General features: G+C 59.6%; 12 protein-coding genes. All 12 read left to right on the top strand.

Features of this window, described 5'->3' with window-relative positions:
* Positions 1-47 precede the first annotated feature (47 nt).
* Positions 48-1,418 (top strand): adenylosuccinate lyase, encoded by a 1,371-nt coding sequence (gene purB / locus H8F23_RS21155; RefSeq protein ID WP_003223822.1) that lies wholly within the window; start codon positions 48-50, stop codon positions 1,416-1,418.
* 86 nt (positions 1,419-1,504) lie between these two features.
* Positions 1,505-2,674 carry a ribosomal protein uL16 3-hydroxylase gene (locus tag H8F23_RS21150; RefSeq protein ID WP_194935661.1) on the top strand — a complete coding sequence of 390 codons (1,170 nt, stop codon included), beginning with the start codon at positions 1,505-1,507 and terminating at the stop codon, positions 2,672-2,674.
* The gene (locus H8F23_RS21145; RefSeq protein ID WP_093434279.1) at positions 2,667-3,092 is read left to right on the top strand and encodes a GNAT family N-acetyltransferase; all 426 of its coding nucleotides are present in this window, start codon (positions 2,667-2,669) and stop codon (positions 3,090-3,092) included. The genes H8F23_RS21150 and H8F23_RS21145 overlap by 8 nt, the downstream gene beginning before the upstream one ends.
* A 215-nt stretch (positions 3,093-3,307) precedes the next feature.
* Positions 3,308-4,069 carry a secretin N-terminal domain-containing protein gene (locus H8F23_RS21140; RefSeq protein ID WP_194935660.1) on the top strand — a complete coding sequence of 254 codons (762 nt, stop codon included), beginning with the start codon at positions 3,308-3,310 and terminating at the stop codon, positions 4,067-4,069.
* Between the two features lie 473 nt (positions 4,070-4,542).
* A complete protein-coding gene (gene aceA, locus H8F23_RS21135) occupies positions 4,543-5,868 on the top strand; it encodes an isocitrate lyase (RefSeq protein ID WP_016775277.1) in 1,326 nt (441 codons plus the stop codon).
* A 765-nt stretch (positions 5,869-6,633) separates the two neighbouring features.
* Positions 6,634-7,047: an NADH-quinone oxidoreductase subunit A gene (locus tag H8F23_RS21130; RefSeq protein ID WP_003223812.1), complete on the top strand. Its 414-nt coding sequence runs from the start codon at positions 6,634-6,636 to the stop codon at positions 7,045-7,047.
* A gap of 10 nt (positions 7,048-7,057) precedes the next feature.
* Positions 7,058-7,732: a NuoB/complex I 20 kDa subunit family protein gene (locus H8F23_RS21125; RefSeq protein WP_003223809.1), complete on the top strand. Its 675-nt coding sequence runs from the start codon at positions 7,058-7,060 to the stop codon at positions 7,730-7,732.
* A gap of 73 nt (positions 7,733-7,805) precedes the next feature.
* Positions 7,806-9,590 carry an NADH-quinone oxidoreductase subunit C/D gene (gene nuoC / locus H8F23_RS21120; RefSeq protein WP_093434270.1) on the top strand — a complete coding sequence of 595 codons (1,785 nt, stop codon included), beginning with the start codon at positions 7,806-7,808 and terminating at the stop codon, positions 9,588-9,590.
* 2 nt (positions 9,591-9,592) lie between these two features.
* A complete protein-coding gene (gene nuoE, locus H8F23_RS21115) occupies positions 9,593-10,090 on the top strand; it encodes an NADH-quinone oxidoreductase subunit NuoE (protein ID WP_007920186.1) in 498 nt (165 codons plus the stop codon).
* Positions 10,087-11,442 (top strand): NADH-quinone oxidoreductase subunit NuoF, encoded by a 1,356-nt coding sequence (gene nuoF, locus H8F23_RS21110; RefSeq protein ID WP_007920184.1) that lies wholly within the window; start codon positions 10,087-10,089, stop codon positions 11,440-11,442. Before nuoE ends, nuoF begins: the two co-directional genes overlap by 4 nt.
* A 136-nt stretch (positions 11,443-11,578) precedes the next feature.
* On the top strand, positions 11,579-14,293 hold the full coding sequence (gene nuoG, locus H8F23_RS21105) for an NADH-quinone oxidoreductase subunit NuoG (RefSeq protein WP_194935659.1): 2,715 nt from the start codon (positions 11,579-11,581) through the stop codon (positions 14,291-14,293).
* Positions 14,290-15,297 carry an NADH-quinone oxidoreductase subunit NuoH gene (gene nuoH, locus H8F23_RS21100; protein ID WP_007920179.1) on the top strand — a complete coding sequence of 336 codons (1,008 nt, stop codon included), beginning with the start codon at positions 14,290-14,292 and terminating at the stop codon, positions 15,295-15,297. The genes nuoG and nuoH overlap by 4 nt, the downstream gene beginning before the upstream one ends.
* Positions 15,298-15,300: the final 3 nt, after the last annotated feature.

Raw genomic sequence — 15,300 nt, 5'->3', positions numbered from 1 at the left:
GTATGATACGCGCCCCATTTCGTTGCCCGACTGTCCGAGAACACCCCATGCAGCTTTCTTCGCTCACTGCGGTTTCCCCTGTTGACGGCCGCTACGCCGGCAAAACCCAGGCCCTGCGCCCGATTTTCAGCGAGTACGGCCTGATCCGTGCCCGTGTTCTGGTTGAAGTGCGCTGGCTCCAGCGTCTGGCCGCCCACGCTGGTATCCCTGAAGTGCCAGCCTTCTCCGCCGAGGCCAACGCCGTTCTCAATGAACTGGCTGAAAACTTCTCGCTGGAGCACGCCGAGCGCGTCAAAGAGATCGAGCGCACCACCAACCACGACGTCAAAGCGATCGAATACCTGCTCAAAGAGCAGGCGGCCAAGCTGCCGGAGCTGGCCAAGGTCAGCGAGTTCATCCACTTTGCCTGCACCAGCGAAGACATCAACAACCTGTCCCACGCCCTGATGCTGCGCGAAGGCCGTGACGACGTGATGCTGCCGCTGATGCGCCAGACTGCCAACGCCATCCGCGAACTGGCCATCCGTTTCGCTGACGTGCCAATGCTGTCGCGCACCCACGGCCAACCGGCCTCCCCGACTACTTTGGGTAAAGAGCTGGCGAACGTGGTTTACCGTCTCGAGCGTCAGATCGCTCAAGTCGCTGCCGTGCCGCTGCTGGGCAAGATCAACGGCGCTGTCGGCAACTACAATGCCCACCTGTCGGCCTACCCGCAGATCGACTGGGAAGCCAACGCCCGCGCCTTCATCGAAGACGAACTGGGCCTGGGCTTCAACCCGTACACCACGCAGATCGAACCGCACGACTACATCGCCGAGCTGTTCGATGCCATCGCGCGCTTCAACACCATCCTGATCGACTTCGACCGTGACATCTGGGGCTACATCTCCCTGGGTTATTTCAAGCAGCGCACCATCGCTGGCGAAATCGGTTCGTCGACCATGCCGCACAAGGTCAACCCGATCGACTTCGAAAACTCCGAAGGCAACCTGGGCATCGCCAACGCACTGTTCCAGCACCTGGCGAGCAAACTGCCGATCTCCCGCTGGCAGCGCGACCTGACCGACTCCACCGTATTGCGTAACCTCGGTGTCGGCTTCGCCCACAGCGTGATCGCCTACGAAGCCAGCCTCAAAGGCATCAGCAAACTGGAGCTCAACGAGCAGAAGATTGCCGCTGACCTCGACGCTTGCTGGGAAGTGTTGGCCGAGCCGATCCAGACCGTGATGCGCCGCTACAACATCGAAAACCCGTACGAAAAACTGAAAGAACTGACTCGCGGCAAGGGCATCAGCCCTGAAGCATTGCAGACTTTCATCGATGGTCTGGACATGCCTGCCGAAGCGAAAGCCGAGCTCAAGCAACTGACTCCGGCCAACTACATCGGCAACGCTGTAGCGCAAGCCAAACGCATCTGATCGACCGCTTGCTCCGTTTGAGACGCCCGGCCGCGCCGGGCGTTTTTATTCCCGTCTGAAAAGTGCTTTTTTTCAATAGGTTACATATGAATTCCGATATTCCTCTTCAACTTCTGGGCGGCCTCACAGCACGCGAATTCCTGCGCGACTACTGGCAGAAAAAGCCACTGCTGATCCGTCAGGCGATTCCTGACTTCGAAAGCCCGATCGACGCCGACGAACTGGCCGGCCTGGCCCTGGAAGAAGAAGTCGAATCGCGCCTGGTGATCGAGCATGGCGAGCGCCCATGGGAACTGCGTCGCGGCCCGTTCGCTGAAGACGAATTCAGCAAACTGCCGGAAAAAGAGTGGACCCTGCTGGTGCAAGCGGTCGACCAGTTCGTACCGGAAGTCAGCGAGCTGCTGGAAAACTTCCGCTTCCTGCCGAGCTGGCGCGTCGACGACGTGATGATCAGCTTCGCCGCCCCGGGTGGCAGCGTCGGTCCGCACTTCGACAACTACGACGTGTTCCTGCTGCAAGGTCACGGCAAGCGCAACTGGAAAATCGGCCAGATGTGCGATTCCGAGAGCCCGCTGCTGCAACACGCAGACCTGCGCATCCTCGCTGAATTCCACGAGACCGAAGAATGGGTACTGGAACCGGGCGACATGCTCTACCTGCCGCCGCGCTTGGCGCACTGCGGTGTCGCGGTCGATAACTGCATGACCTACTCGGTCGGCTTCCGCGCACCAAGCGCTTCCGAAGTGCTGACTCACTTCACCGACTTCCTCAGCCAGTTCCTGACTGACGAAGAGCGCTACACCGATGCCGATGCGCAGCCGGCCAGCGATCCACACCAGATTCAACACGATGCACTGGATCGCCTGAAAGCCCTGCTTGCCGAACACATGAGCGACGAGCGCCTGCTGCTGACCTGGTTCGGCCAGTACATGACCGAGCCGCGCTACCCGGAACTGGTGGCCGGCCCGGAAGAAATCGAAGAAGAAGATTTCCTCGCTGCCCTGCAGGATGGCGCCATTCTGATCCGCAATCCGAGCGCACGCCTGGCCTGGTCGGAAGTCGATGACGACCTGCTGCTGTTCGCCAGCGGCCAAAGCCGTTACCTGCCGGGCAAGCTGCGCGAACTGCTGAAGCTGATCTGCGCTGCTGACGCCCTGCACACCGACAACCTCGGTGAGTGGCTGAACGACGAAGACGCTTGCAGCCTGCTGTGCCAGTTGGTCAAGCAAGGGAGCCTGGGGTTCGCCGATGAATAAAATTCGCGTTCGTGTCGCAGACTGGCAGAAGGACATCGCCGAGATCCGGCGCATTCGTGAAACGGTGTTCATCGCCGAGCAATCGGTGCCACCTGAGCTGGAATGGGACGCGGACGACGCGACCGCCGTGCATTTTCTGGCGTTTGAAGGCGACTTTCCGATTGGTACTGCGCGGCTGCTGCCTGACGGGCACATCGGCCGGGTTTCTGTGCTGAAAGACTGGCGCGGGATGAAGGTCGGTGATGCGCTGATGCAAGCAGTCATCGCTGAAGCTGAAGCGCGTGGCTTGAAGCAGCAAATGCTCAGCGCTCAGGTGCAGGCCACGGCGTTCTATGAGCGCCTCGGCTTCAGCCTGATCAGCGAGGAATTCCTCGAAGCCGGGATTCCGCATGTCGACATGGTTCGGCATTCGGCATAAAACCGCGGCGCGGCGATCGCGAGCAGGCTCACTCCTACAATTGAAATGCGATTCCCTGTAGGAGTGAGCCTGCTCGCGATGGCGCCCGCAAGAACACCACAAAACGCCCCGACATCAACCGATGCCGGGGCGTTTTGCTGTCTACGATTCAACTTGCCCCACCCAAGGCCGACAAACTGGCAATATCAAGCCTTTCGAAAGCGGAGATAACGGACATGTCCCTACGCACCCTGCTCACCACCCTGCTGCTCGGTTGCAGTTTTTCGGTGATGGCAGCCACAGAAATCGTGCCCCTCAATTACCGCACCAGCACTGACATGCTGCCGATGGCGCAAGACTTCCTCGGCAAGGACGGTCAGGTCAGTGCCTATGGCAACCAACTGATCATCAAGGCCGAGCCAGACAAGATTCAGGAACTCAAGGCGCTGATCACGCAGCTGGATACAGCGCCCAAGCGCTTGCTGATCACCGTCGATACCAATGAAAACAATGGCCGTGGCGACGAAGGTTACTCAGTCAACGGTGCACAGCCGACCCAGACCCGCATCATCAGCCGCAGCACCGCCAGCCGTGACGGCGGCGTACAGCAGGTGCAGGCCACCGACGGCATGCCGGCGCTGATTCAAGTCGGGCAAAGTGTGCCCATCACCAGCAGCCAGACCAACTCCTATGGCGATTACAGCAGCCAGACCCAATACCGCAACGTCACCCAGGGTTTCTACGTCACCGCCAGCGTCACCGGCGACATCGTTCACCTTGCGATCAGTACCAACCGTGACCGCATGAGCCAGGAACGTCCCGATGTAGTGAACGTGCAAAGCACCGACACAACGGTCAGCGGCCGCCTCGGTGAATGGATCACCCTCGCCGGTGTGAATCGCCAGACTCAGGCCGACAAACAGGGCCTGACCCGCAGCTACTCGACTCAAGGCCGGGATGACATGACGTTGCGGGTCAAAGTCGACGCCTTGGACTAAAGCACCGAAAACTGACTGATTAGTCGTATTAGACGAAAGATGTAGTGCTTGAAAAAAAGCACTACAAAACGTTTGACGGGGTAAAAAAGCGAAGGCATGATGGCCTCGCTCCCGCTAATCAGAGGCCCTGGCAAGGGCCTTCGAAGCGATGTTCGCACCTACCCCGCGAACCGTTTCGTGTCTGTACCGCCCACAAGGTGTGTTTGACGAGGTTGCCGACTGGAACGAAGTTGTCCCGAGGGACGGAAGCGTAATTAGGTAACCCGGCTTCACGCTGTAGACCGTATAAAGGCCCACGACGCCCGAATGCGCCCGCAGTCCGCCACTACCTGCTCACTTCCCCTCGAGCCTATCGTTCATCCCGTCGCCTACCCCGCCGAATCCGACTTGACCACCTAAGCTTCTGGTCAGCGAGCGCAGGAATTTTCCACCGCAGAACAACTTTTCATAAAGACGCGACGAGGTTTATCTCCATGGCACTGACACGCGAACAGCAAATTGCAGCCCTCGAAAAAGACTGGGCTGAAAACCCGCGCTGGAAAGGCGTGACACGCACTTACTCCGCTGCTGACGTCGTCCGTCTGCGTGGCTCGGTTCAACCTGAGCACACCTTTGCAAAAATGGGCGCCGAGAAGCTGTGGAACCTGGTCACCCAGGGTGCCAAGCCGTCCTTCCGTCCTGAGAAAGATTTCGTCAACTGCATGGGCGCTTTGACTGGCGGCCAGGCTGTTCAGCAGGTTAAAGCCGGCATCCAGGCAATCTACCTGTCGGGCTGGCAAGTGGCTGCGGACAACAACTCCGCAGAATCGATGTACCCGGACCAATCGCTGTACCCGGTGGACTCGGTGCCAACCGTGGTCAAGCGCATCAACAACTCGTTCCGTCGTGCTGACCAGATCCAGTGGAAAGCCGGCAAGAACCCGGGCGACGACGGCTACATCGACTACTTCGCGCCGATCGTGGCTGACGCTGAAGCCGGTTTCGGCGGCGTTCTGAACGCTTACGAACTGATGAAGAGCATGATCGAAGCAGGCGCCGCCGGCGTTCACTTCGAAGACCAACTGGCTTCCGTGAAAAAATGCGGTCACATGGGCGGCAAAGTACTGGTTCCAACTCAGGAAGCCGTACAGAAGCTGACCGCCGCGCGTCTGGCGGCTGACGTTGCCGGTACTCCGACCATAATCCTGGCCCGTACCGACGCCAACGCTGCTGACCTGCTGACTTCCGATTGCGACCCGTACGACCAGCCGTTCGTGACTGGCGAGCGCACTCAGGAAGGTTTCTACAAGGTCCGTGCTGGTCTGGATCAAGCGATCGCCCGTGGCCTGGCTTACGCGCCGTACGCCGACCTGATCTGGTGCGAAACCGCCAAGCCGGATCTGGAAGAAGCCCGTCGCTTCGCTGAAGCGATCAAAAAGGAATACCCGGACCAACTGCTGTCGTACAACTGCTCGCCTTCCTTCAACTGGAAGAAAAACCTGGACGACGCGACCATCGCCAAGTTCCAGCGCGAACTGTCCGCCATGGGTTACAAGCACCAGTTCATCACCCTGGCCGGCATTCACAACATGTGGCACAGCATGTTCAACCTGGCGCACGACTACGCCCGCAACGACATGACTGCCTACGTGAAGCTGCAAGAGCAGGAATTCGCTGACGCCGCCAAGGGTTACACCTTCGTGGCTCACCAGCAGGAAGTAGGCACCGGCTACTTCGACGACATGACCACTGTGATCCAGGGTGGCTCGTCCTCGGTAACCGCACTGACCGGTTCGACCGAAGAAGAACAGTTCCACTGATTCGGCTTCGCTGAGCAAACGGCCTTTGCGGATCGTATAGAAAGCTAACCGCAGAGCCGCAAAACTGACGCCCCGACTGGTTCGGGGCGTTTTTTTTTGCGCCCGGAAAACACACCCTCCCCTGTAGGAGCTGCTGAAGGCTGCGATTTTTTGATTTTGCTTTTAAAAGACAAGATCAAAAGATCGCAGCCTTCGGCAGCTCCTACAGGGAGCATGTGTTGGGTTCAAGACCTCCCAAGCGCCACGAAACCTTGTGGGAGCGAGCCTGCTCGCGATAGGGGTGGGTCAGTCACCGCATGCGCAAGCTGACGCACCGCTATCGCGAGCAGGCTCACTCCTACAGGGATCGGCGCAGCCCAGACAAAAACATTGATCCAGCGCGGTACAACCGTCAGAAAAATCCGCTAAAACGTGCGCCGTCGCTACTTGCAGTAACGTGCAAGTAAGACAACTTCCCAACTGACATCCCGTTAGACAGTTACAAAACACCCGCAAACGATATTAATTATCATTTAGCCACAACTATGTTCGTTACATTCCCTACAAAACATTATTTGCATAAACCCGCCTAATGCCCGCAACGCATGGGCTGCAGGGCATTGGAGATGCGCTATGTCCTTATTCCAATAAATAATTTCGCTATAGGAATTTTACTTGCAGGGTGTTTAGCCATAAAATCAGCGCGATTGATTGCTGCGACATATCGTCACTGCCTATTTCTTTATCAAGCTCAGAGACCTTTGCTCTCTGTTAAGGATTACCAGCATGCCCGAAGCGACAGGACTCATGGCCCACAACTGGGGCTTTGCCATTTTCCTTCTGGGTGTCGTCGGCCTGTGTGCCTTCATGCTTGGCGTCTCCAGCCTCCTTGGGTCAAAAGCCTGGGGCCGCAGCAAAAACGAACCGTTCGAGTCGGGCATGCTACCTACCGGTGGCGCCCGCTTGCGGCTCTCAGCCAAATTCTATCTGGTCGCGATGCTCTTCGTGATCTTCGATATCGAAGCCCTCTTTCTCTTTGCATGGTCTGTGTCCGTCCGCGAAAGCGGCTGGACCGGATTCGTCGAAGCTCTCGTTTTCATAGCAATTCTGTTGGCAGGTCTTGTCTACCTGTTCCGAGTGGGCGCCCTTGACTGGGCTCCGGAAGCTCGTCGCAAGCGGCAGGCGAAGCTGAAACAATGAGGCTTTGGCAATGCAATACAATCTCACCAGGATCGACCCCGATGCTCCTAACGAGCAATATCCGATTGGCGAACGGGAAACCGTTTCCGATCCGTTAGAAGATCAAGTTCACAAAAACATTTTCATGGGCAAGCTGGAAGACGTGCTGAGTGGCGCGGTCAACTGGGGGCGTAAAAACTCCCTGTGGCCGTACAACTTCGGCCTGTCGTGCTGCTACGTGGAAATGACCACCGCCTTCACGGCGCCCCACGACATCGCGCGCTTTGGCGCCGAAGTGATCCGGGCATCGCCGCGTCAGGCCGACTTCATGGTTATCGCCGGCACCTGCTTCATCAAGATGGCGCCGATCATCCAGCGTCTCTACGAGCAAATGCTCGAGCCGAAATGGGTTATCTCCATGGGTTCGTGCGCCAACTCCGGCGGCATGTACGACATCTACTCTGTGGTTCAAGGGGTGGACAAGTTCCTGCCCGTGGACGTCTACGTACCTGGCTGCCCGCCCCGTCCGGAAGCATTTCTGCAAGGCTTGATGCTGCTGCAGGAATCGATTGGACAGGAGCGTCGGCCGCTTTCCTGGGTCGTTGGTGATCAAGGCGTGTATCGCGCCGACATGCCTTCGCAGAAGGAACAGCGCCGCGAACAGCGAATCGCAGTCACCAACCTGCGCAGCCCTGACGAAGTCTGATCCAGATCTGTTCTGAAATAGAAACGAGAAGCTGGCTTCATTCTTTACGTTGACCGAAAGCGAAAAAATAACCATGACTACAGGCAGCGCTCTGTACATCCCGCCTTATAAGGCAGACGACCAGGATGTGGTCGTTGAATTGAACAACCGTTTTGGCCCGGAGGCGTTCACCGCCCAGCCGACCCGCACCGGCATGCCGGTGCTGTGGGTGGCGCGTGCCAGACTCGTCGAAGTCCTGACTTTCCTGCGTAACCTGCCCAAGCCGTACGTCATGCTCTATGACCTGCACGGCGTGGACGAGCGTCTGCGCACCAAGCGTCAAGGCCTGCCGAGCGACGCTGAGTTCACCGTGTTCTATCACCTCATGTCGCTGGAGCGTAATAGTGACGTGATGATCAAGGTCGCCTTGTCCGAGAGCGACCTCAGCTTGCCGACCGTCACCAGCATCTGGCCAAACGCCAACTGGTACGAGCGTGAAGTCTGGGACATGTTCGGTATCGACTTCAAAGGCCACCCGCACCTGTCGCGCATCATGATGCCGCCGACCTGGGAAGGTCACCCGCTGCGCAAGGACTTCCCGGCGCGCGCCACCGAATTCGATCCGTACAGCCTCAACCTCGCCAAGCAACAGCTTGAGGAAGAAGCCGCGCGCTTCCGTCCGGAAGACTGGGGCATGAAGCGTTCCGGCCCGAACGAGGACTACATGTTCCTCAACCTCGGCCCGAACCACCCTTCTGCGCACGGTGCGTTCCGCATCATTCTGCAACTGGACGGTGAAGAGATCGTCGACTGCGTGCCGGACATTGGCTACCACCACCGTGGTGCCGAGAAGATGGCCGAGCGTCAGTCCTGGCACAGCTTCATCCCGTACACCGACCGTATCGACTACCTCGGCGGCGTGATGAACAACCTGCCGTACGTGCTCTCGGTCGAGAAGCTGGCCGGCATCAAGGTGCCTGAGAAGGTCGACGTCATCCGCATCATGATGGCCGAGTTCTTCCGGATCACCAGCCACCTGCTGTTCCTCGGGACTTACATCCAGGACGTCGGCGCCATGACTCCGGTGTTCTTCACCTTCACCGACCGCCAGAAGGCGTACACGGTGATTGAAGCCATTACCGGTTTCCGTCTGCACCCGGCCTGGTACCGCATCGGTGGCGTCGCGCACGACCTGCCACGCGGCTGGGAAAAACTGGTGAAAGACTTCGTTGAATGGCTGCCCAAACGCCTCGACGAATACACCAAGGCTGCCCTGCAGAACAGCATCCTCAAGGGTCGTACCATCGGCGTTGCCCAGTACAACACCAAAGAGGCCCTGGAATGGGGCGTCACCGGTGCTGGCCTGCGTTCGACCGGGTGCGACTTCGACCTGCGTAAAGCGCGTCCGTACTCCGGCTACGAGAACTTCGAGTTCGAAGTACCGCTGGCCGCCAACGGCGATGCCTACGACCGCTGCATGGTTCGCGTCGAAGAGATGCGCCAGAGCATCAAGATCATCGACCAGTGCATGCGCAACATGCCGGAAGGCCCGTACAAGGCGGATCACCCGCTGACCACGCCGCCGCCGAAAGAGCGCACGCTGCAGCACATCGAAACCTTGATCACGCACTTCCTGCAAGTTTCGTGGGGCCCGGTGATGCCGGCCAACGAATCCTTCCAGATGATCGAAGCGACCAAGGGCATCAACAGTTATTACCTGACGAGCGACGGCGGCACCATGAGCTACCGTACCCGGATCCGCACTCCAAGCTTCCCGCATCTGCAACAGATCCCTTCGGTGATCAAAGGCAGCATGGTCGCGGACATGATTGCGTACCTGGGTAGTATCGATTTCGTTATGGCCGACGTGGACCGCTAAGCATGAACAGCACGCTTATCCAGACAGACCGTTTCACCCTCAGTGAAACCGAGCGCTCGGCCATCGAGCACGAGCTGCATCACTACGAAGACCCGCGCGCGGCGTCGATCGAAGCCCTGAAGATCGTTCAGAAAGAACGCGGCTGGGTGCCGGATGGCGCCTTGTACGCGATCGGCGAGATCCTCGGCATCCCGGCCAGCGACGTTGAGGGTGTGGCGACGTTCTATAGCCAGATTTTCCGTCAGCCGGTTGGCCGTCACATCATTCGCGTCTGCGACAGCATGGTCTGCTACATCGGCGGCCACGAGTCGGTGGTCAGCGAAATCCAGAACAATCTGGGCATCGGCCTGGGTCAGACCACCACCGACGGTCGTTTCACCCTGCTGCCTGTCTGCTGCCTCGGCAACTGCGACAAGGCACCGGCGCTGATGATCGACGACGACACCTTTGGTGATGTGCAGCCTGCTGGCGTCGCCAAACTGCTCGAGGGCTACGTATGACCCTGACATCTTTCGGTCCTGCCAACCGCATTCAGCGTTCGGCCGAGACTCACCCGCTGACCTGGCGTCTGCGCGATGACGGCGAAGCCGTGTGGCTCGACGAGTACCAGGCCAAGAACGGTTACGCCGCTGCACGCAAAGCCTTCGCCGACATGGATCAGGACGCCATCGTCCAGACCGTGAAAGACGCAGGCCTCAAAGGTCGCGGCGGTGCGGGCTTCCCCACGGGCGTGAAGTGGGGCCTGATGCCCAAAGACGAATCCATCAACATCCGCTACCTGCTGTGCAACGCGGATGAAATGGAGCCGAACACCTGGAAAGACCGCATGCTGATGGAGCAACTGCCCCATCTGCTGATCGAAGGCATGCTGATCAGTGCTCGCGCGCTGAAAACCTACCGTGGCTACATCTTCCTGCGCGGCGAATACACCACCGCCGCCAAGCACCTCAACCGTGCCGTGGAAGAAGCCAAGGCTGCTGGCCTGCTGGGTAAAAACATTCTCGGCAGCGGCTTCGATTTCGAGCTGTTCGTCCACACCGGCGCCGGGCGTTACATCTGCGGTGAAGAAACCGCACTGATCAACTCCCTCGAAGGCCGCCGCGCCAACCCGCGCTCCAAGCCGCCCTTCCCTGCCGCTGTCGGCGTGTGGGGCAAGCCGACTTGCGTGAACAACGTGGAAACCCTGTGCAACGTGCCGGCGATCATTGCCGACGGCGTTGACTGGTACAAATCGTTGGCGCGTGAAGGCAGCGAAGACATGGGCACCAAGCTCATGGGCTTCTCCGGCAAGGTCAAAAACCCTGGCCTGTGGGAGCTGCCATTCGGCGTCACCGGTCGCGAGTTGTTCGAAGACTACGCCGGCGGCATGCGCGACGGCTTCAAGCTCAAGGCCTGGCAGCCAGGTGGCGCCGGTACCGGTTTCCTTCTGCCAGAACACCTCGACGCACAAATGTATGCCGGCGGCATCGCCAAAGTGGGCACCCGTATGGGTACCGGCCTGGCCATGGCGGTGGATGACAGCGTCAACATGGTCTCCTTGCTGCGCAACATGGAGCAGTTCTTCGCTCGCGAGTCGTGCGGTTTCTGCACCCCGTGCCGCGATGGTCTGCCATGGAGCGTCAAGCTCTTGATGGCCATCGAACAAGGTCGCGGTCAGCCGGGCGACATCGAGACCCTGCTGGGACTGGTCAACTTCCTCGGCCCGGGCAAGACCTTCTGTGCTCACGCACCGGGTGCCGTGGAACCGTTGGGCAGTGCCATCAAATACTTCCGTCCAGAGTTCGAAGCCGGTATCGCGCCAGTCAGCGCCGCCGTCCCGCCTCTGGCAAGGCCGATCGTAATCGGCGCGTAAACGCTTAAAAAGGCGAAGGGTCCGTGCCCTTCGCCTTTCGTCCGATGACGCCTTTCGGGGCTGACTGGATTCGGACGAATAACAAGATTCCATTAGCCACGCCCGCTGACACCGGGCCAACGAAGACCTTTGAACCATGGCCACTATCCACGTAGACGGCAAAGCGCTCGAAGTCGACGGGGCAGACAACCTGTTACAGGCATGTCTGTCGCTGGGCCTCGACATCCCTTATTTCTGCTGGCACCCCGCGCTTGGTAGCGTCGGGGCCTGCCGCCAGTGCGCGGTCAAGCAGTACACCGACGAGAACGACACCCGTGGTCGCATCGTCATGTCCTGCATGACCCCGGCCACCGACAACACCTGGATCTCCATCGACGATGAAGAATCCAAGGCATTCCGCGCCAGTGTTGTTGAATGGCTGATGACCAACCACCCGCACGACTGCCCTGTGTGCGAAGAAGGCGGTCACTGCCACCTGCAAGACATGACGGTGATGACCGGCCACAACGAGCGCCGTTATCGCTTCACCAAACGCACCCACCAGAACCAGCAACTGGGCCCGTTCATTTCCCACGAAATGAACCGCTGCATCGCTTGCTACCGTTGTGTGCGTTTCTACAAGGATTACGCCGGCGGCACCGACCTCGGTGTATTCGGTGCCCACGACAACGTGTACTTCGGTCGCGTTGAAGACGGCACCCTCGAAAGCGAGTTCTCCGGCAACCTCACCGAGGTCTGCCCGACCGGTGTGTTCACCGACAAGACTCACTCCGAGCGCTACAACCGCAAGTGGGACATGCAGTTCGCACCGAGCATCTGCCATGGCTGCTCGAGCGGTTGCAACATCTCCCCGGGCGAGCGCTACGGCGAACTGCGTCGCATCGAAAACCGTTTCAACGGTTCGGTGAACCAGTACTTCCTGTGCGACCGTGGCCGTTTCGGCTATGGCTACGTCAACCGCACCGACCGTCCACGTCAGCCACTGCTGGCCGACGGCACCAAGCTCGGTCTGGATGCTGCACTGGATAAAGCCGCTGACCTACTACGCGGTCGCAACATCGTCGGTATCGGTTCGCCGCGCGCCAGCCTCGAAAGCAACTACGCGTTGCGCGAACTGGTTGGCGCCGAGCACTTCTACTCGGGTATCGAAGCCTCCGAACTGGAGCGCATCCGTCTGGTCCTGCAAGTGCTGAAAGACAGCCCGCTGCCAGTGCCGAACATGCGCGACATCGAAGACCACGATGCGATTTTCGTCCTCGGTGAAGACCTGACCCAGACCGCCGCCCGCATGGCGCTGTCGCTGCGTCAGTCGGTCAAAGGCAAAGCCGAAGACATGGCCGAAGCCATGCGCGTTCAGCCTTGGCTCGACGCGGCGGTGAAGAACATCGGTCAGCACGCGCTGAACCCGCTGTTCATCGCCAGCCTCGCGGAAACCAAGCTCGACGACATCGCTGAAGAATGCGTACACGCCGCTCCCGATGACCTGGCGCGCATCGGTTTTGCCGTTGCCCACGCACTGGACGCCAGCGCCCCGGCCGTTGAAGGTCTGGACGCCGAAGCACTGGAACTGGCTCAGCGCATCGCTGACGCCCTGCTTGCTGCAAAACGTCCGCTGATCATCGCCGGTACTTCGCTGGGCTCCAAAGCCCTGATCGAAGCTGCCGCGAACATCGCCAAGGCGCTGAAGCTGCGCGAGAAGAACGGTTCGATCAGCCTGATCGTCCCGGAAGCCAACAGCCTTGGTCTGGCCATGCTCGGTGGCGAATCGGTCGACGCGGCGCTGCAAGCTGTGATCGATGGCAAGGCTGACGCGATCGTCGTGCTGGAAAACGATCTGTACACCCGCACCGCCAAAGAAAAAGTCGATGCTGCACTGAACGCTGCGCAAGTGGTGATCGTTGCTGACCATCAGAAAACGGCTACCAGCGATCGCGCGCATCTGGTGCTGCCAGCCGCGAGCTTCGCCGAAGGCGACGGTACGCTGGTCAGCCAGGAAGGTCGCGCCCAGCGCTTCTTCCAGGTTTTCGACCCGCAATACATGGACGCGAGCATCCTGGTTCACGAAGGCTGGCGCTGGCTGCACGCCCTGCGCGCGACCCTGCTGAACCAGCCGATCGACTGGACGCAACTCGACCACGTCACCGCTGCCGTTGCTTCGAGCACCGAGCAACTGGCGCGTATCGTCGACGCTGCACCGTCCGCCGCGTTCCGCATCAAGGGTCTGAAACTGGCGCGTGAGCCGCTGCGTTATTCCGGTCGCACCGCGATGCGCGCCGACATCAGCGTTCACGAACCACGCACCCCGCAAGACAAAGACACCGCGTTTGCCTTCTCCATGGAAGGTTACTCGGGCTCTGCCGAACCGCGTCAGCAGGTACCATTTGCATGGTCGCCGGGCTGGAACTCGCCACAAGCGTGGAACAAGTTCCAGGACGAAGTTGGTGGTCATATCCGCGCTGGCGACCCAGGCACCCGCCTGATCGAAAGCACCGGTGATTCGCTGAACTGGTTCGCTGCAGCACCGCGCGCGTTCAACCCGGCGCCGGGTACCTGGCAAGCCGTGCCGTTCTTCCACCTGTTCGGCAGCGAAGAAAACTCTTCGAAAGCCGCCCCGGTGCAAGAGCGCATTCCGGCTCCGTACGTGGCTCTGGCCAAGTCGGAAGCGGATCGTCTGGGCGTCAACGACGGTGCCCTGCTGAGCCTGAACGTGGCCGGTCAGACCCTGCGTCTGCCGCTGCGCATCAATGAAGAACTGGGCGCCGGTCTGGTGGCATTGCCTGCGGGCATCGCCGGCATTCCACCGGCATTCGCCGGCGTATCCGTCGACGGTCTGCAGGAGGCAGCGCAATGACCTGGTTCACCCCTGAAGTGATCGATGTGATCCTCTCGGTCGTCAAAGCCATCGTGATTCTGCTGGCCGTTGTGGTTGCAGGCGCGTTGCTCAGCTTTGTCGAACGTCGCCTGCTGGGCTGGTGGCAGGACCGTTACGGTCCAAACCGCGTTGGCCCGTTCGGTATGTTCCAGATCGCCGCCGACATGCTGAAGATGTTCTTCAAGGAAGACTGGACCCCGCCGTTTGCCGATAAAGTGATTTTCACTTTGGCACCGGTGGTGGCCATGTCGGCCTTGCTGATCGCCTTTGCGATTATCCCGATCACCCCGACCTGGGGCGTCGCGGATCTGAACATCGGCCTGCTGTTCTTCTTCGCCATGGCCGGTCTGTCGGTCTACGCGGTGCTGTTCGCCGGCTGGTCGAGTAACAACAAGTTCGCCCTGCTCGGCAGCTTGCGTGCTTCGGCGCAGACCGTGTCCTACGAAGTGTTCATGGGCCTGGCCCTGATGGGCATCGTGGTCCAGGTCGGCTCGTTCAACATGCGCGACATCGTCGAGTACCAGGCGCAGAACCTGTGGTTCATCATTCCGCAGTTCTTCGGCTTCTGTACCTTCTTCATCGCTGGCGTCGCCGTGACTCACCGTCACCCGTTCGACCAGCCGGAAGCGGAACAGGAACTGGCCGACGGTTACCACATTGAATACGCCGGTATGAAATGGGGCATGTTCTTCGTCGGTGAATACATCGGCATCATCCTGATCTCGGCGCTGTTGGTCACCCTGTTCTTCGGTGGCTGGCACGGTCCGTTCGGCATCTTGCCGCAACTGGCCTTCGTCTGGTTCGCACTGAAGACCGCGTTCTTCATCATGCTGTTCATCCTGCTGCGCGCTTCCATTCCGCGTCCGCGTTATGACCAGGTGATGGATTTCAGCTGGAAATTCTGCCTGCCACTGACCCTGATCAATTTGCTGGTGACCGCTGCGGTCGTGTTGTGGAACACGCCTGCAGTCGCGGTTCAGTGAGGA

Source organism: Pseudomonas neuropathica (assembly GCF_015461835.1).
In the GTDB taxonomy this organism is placed as follows: domain Bacteria; phylum Pseudomonadota; class Gammaproteobacteria; order Pseudomonadales; family Pseudomonadaceae; genus Aquipseudomonas; species Aquipseudomonas neuropathica.
The sequence above is the reverse complement of the archived record's forward strand: the minus strand, read 5'-3'. Positions and strand labels throughout refer to the sequence as shown.

Coding starts and splice junctions, on each gene's coding strand:
- H8F23_RS21125 (WP_003223809.1), top strand. CDS start 7,058: ATGCAATACAATCTCACCAGGATCGACCCCGATGCTCCTAACGAGCAA.
- aceA (WP_016775277.1), top strand. CDS start 4,543: ATGGCACTGACACGCGAACAGCAAATTGCAGCCCTCGAAAAAGACTGG.
- H8F23_RS21130 (WP_003223812.1), top strand. CDS start 6,634: ATGCCCGAAGCGACAGGACTCATGGCCCACAACTGGGGCTTTGCCATT.
- nuoE (WP_007920186.1), top strand. CDS start 9,593: ATGAACAGCACGCTTATCCAGACAGACCGTTTCACCCTCAGTGAAACC.
- nuoC (WP_093434270.1), top strand. CDS start 7,806: ATGACTACAGGCAGCGCTCTGTACATCCCGCCTTATAAGGCAGACGAC.
- nuoF (WP_007920184.1), top strand. CDS start 10,087: ATGACCCTGACATCTTTCGGTCCTGCCAACCGCATTCAGCGTTCGGCC.
- H8F23_RS21140 (WP_194935660.1), top strand. CDS start 3,308: ATGTCCCTACGCACCCTGCTCACCACCCTGCTGCTCGGTTGCAGTTTT.
- H8F23_RS21150 (WP_194935661.1), top strand. CDS start 1,505: ATGAATTCCGATATTCCTCTTCAACTTCTGGGCGGCCTCACAGCACGC.
- nuoH (WP_007920179.1), top strand. CDS start 14,290: ATGACCTGGTTCACCCCTGAAGTGATCGATGTGATCCTCTCGGTCGTC.
- nuoG (WP_194935659.1), top strand. CDS start 11,579: ATGGCCACTATCCACGTAGACGGCAAAGCGCTCGAAGTCGACGGGGCA.
- H8F23_RS21145 (WP_093434279.1), top strand. CDS start 2,667: ATGAATAAAATTCGCGTTCGTGTCGCAGACTGGCAGAAGGACATCGCC.
- purB (WP_003223822.1), top strand. CDS start 48: ATGCAGCTTTCTTCGCTCACTGCGGTTTCCCCTGTTGACGGCCGCTAC.